This window comes from Flavobacterium sp., from assembly GCF_035760125.1.
In the GTDB taxonomy this organism is placed as follows: domain Bacteria; phylum Bacteroidota; class Bacteroidia; order Flavobacteriales; family Flavobacteriaceae; genus Flavobacterium.
The window spans coordinates 1-2,236 of the sequence record NZ_DASTTN010000045.1 but is presented as its reverse complement, the minus strand read 5'-3'; the positions used below and the strand labels follow the sequence as shown (position 1 = coordinate 2,236).

General features: G+C 29.8%; 3 protein-coding genes. All 3 read left to right on the top strand.

Features of this window, described 5'->3' with window-relative positions; genetic code table 11:
- Positions 1-163: 163 nt before the first annotated feature.
- Positions 164-547: a hypothetical protein gene (locus tag VFS71_RS02025; RefSeq protein ID WP_326399077.1), complete on the top strand. Its 384-nt coding sequence runs from the start codon at positions 164-166 to the stop codon at positions 545-547.
- A gap of 317 nt (positions 548-864) precedes the next feature.
- Positions 865-1,296: a hypothetical protein gene (locus VFS71_RS02020; protein ID WP_326399075.1), complete on the top strand. Its 432-nt coding sequence runs from the start codon at positions 865-867 to the stop codon at positions 1,294-1,296.
- Positions 1,297-1,390: 94 nt separating this feature from the next.
- Positions 1,391-2,236 (top strand): tetratricopeptide repeat protein (locus VFS71_RS02015; protein ID WP_326399074.1); only part of this gene is annotated, 846 nt, incomplete at its 3' end.

Below are 2,236 nucleotides of genomic sequence, written 5' to 3'. Positions count from 1 at the left end.
AACTACAATTGAAATTGTAAAATAAATGTATTAAGAGCAAAAGGATAAAAAATACACTTTACATTTAAGAGATCCAAGTATCTATACTCAATTACAAGAGCCAGCATTAGTACTTATTGATGGATTTCTTTTACAGGACACGAATGAGCTTTTTGAATATAACATGAAAAATATAACCAAAATAAGTGTAATTCCTGGATTATATTACCTTGGTCCAAAAGCTTTCAATGGTCTCATCAGTTTTACAACAAAAGGCCAGGATTATGTCAGTACGCAGTCTGGTCCCTATATTCTTGATGCATCCGTTTTAAGACCATCAATAAAAAAAGAGTATTACACTCCAGACTATACAGACAAGTCTAAAAACGAAAGAATTCCAGATTATCGCTATCAATTGCTATGGCTTCCCCAACTTACCTTAGCCAACAATGAAAATCCTGTATCCTTTTACACCTCCGATGTGACAGGAACATTCGAGATCACACTTGAAGGTTTTACAGACCAAGGCATACCAGTCTCACTAAAAGACACTTTTGAAGTACAATAAATACCTCCAAAACCCCAATTCATTAATTTGATTTGGGGTTTTTCATTATTAGGATGTGCAAACGTAAAACGAGAAATACATTAGTAAAAAAAAACATTCCATCATACAAAGCTTTGCTTCATTTGCACTATTCTGTGTCCCTTTGCTCTAAAATAATCTCGTGTCTCACCACAAATAGAGAACAAGAGCTATTTTCCTCACTTTAAAGCAACTAATTCAATATTAATTTTAAAAAACAATAGATCATTACATATTATTCAAAGAAAAAAAATATCTTTAACCCGAAAACTATTAACCTTTAACCAAAGAAAAAGACTATGCCATTAAAAATTATTCAAAAAACAAAAATCAACACTGGAGATTTTGTTTTCGCAAACCCAGAAACAGTTTCTATTCCAGTAGCTCCACTAGTATCTGCAAAATTCTATCCATCAGTTGGCGAACCTTTAGCATTAAAAATTAGAGCTACTTTATACATTAACTCTAAAGAGTCCAACGAACCAACTATTAAGGAACCAACAATAGTAAATAATGCGTTACACATATATTATGATTGTGATTTCTCAAAAAAAACTCCAGAGACTTCTGATGTTTGGTATATAGAATTAGACTATACTTCCACTTCTATAAAAATAGACAGTATAACCGAAATTGTTTCTTTTTTAAGAGACACCAACTCATCTAATGTAGATGAAAATCAAGATCCACCTACATCGAGAGGAACCGAAACATCAACGAGATATCCTTAATCATAAAAAAACATTGATTATTAGGATGTCTCCCTTAATTTTAAAAGAACATTTACAACAATTAAAAGACAGATGTTATTCTATAATTAAATTTATGACTCAATTAAAAACAATATACTTTTTATTAATTTTAGTTTTCCCTTTAGCAATTCTGGCTCAAGACACAACCTACTACAATCAATTTAATTTAGAGCTAAAAAAAAAAGTTAGCGAAAACAAAAAAGAAATAAACTTCAATAAAGCCCAATCTTTTTATTTAAAAAAAGATTGGGATTCAACATTGATTTATTCCATGAAGCAATTAAGTTCTGGTAAGAAAAGTCTTGAAGATTATTGTCATTTTTTAAGAGGAAATTGTTTTAGAGAAAAAAAGCTATATAAAGAAGCGGAAAAAGAACTTGTTCAAGTTTCTGAAAAATTTTCATTTTACCCATTTGTTTATTACAATTTTGGTGTTATCTATTTAAGTCTTGGAAAATACCAAAAAGCAATTGATTATTATCTAAAAGCAGAAAGTTCATTAATAAAAGAAAGAAGAAAATCTCAAATCGGGAATATCTATGAAAATATAGGAATCTGTTACATCCATTTAAAACAATTTGACAAAGCAGAAGACTATTTATTAAAAAACACTAAATTATTGCAATCCAAAACTGATACTTTGTCTCTATTTGATACCTATACAAATACTGCCAATCTTTATTATGAACAATACAAGGATTTAGAAGCTATAAGTTATTTCGAAAAAGCTTATCAATTGTCACAAAATATTAAAGATTTTGATGCTAAAAGAAAAGCATCATTAAACATGGCAGTTGTAGAAGAAAATAGAGGCAACTTCAAAGAAGCTTTAGCTTACAGAAAAGAATCCGGAAAATGGAAAGACTCCCTCAACAACCAAAACAAAGTGTGGGCACTCGCAGATTACGAGAAAAAATAT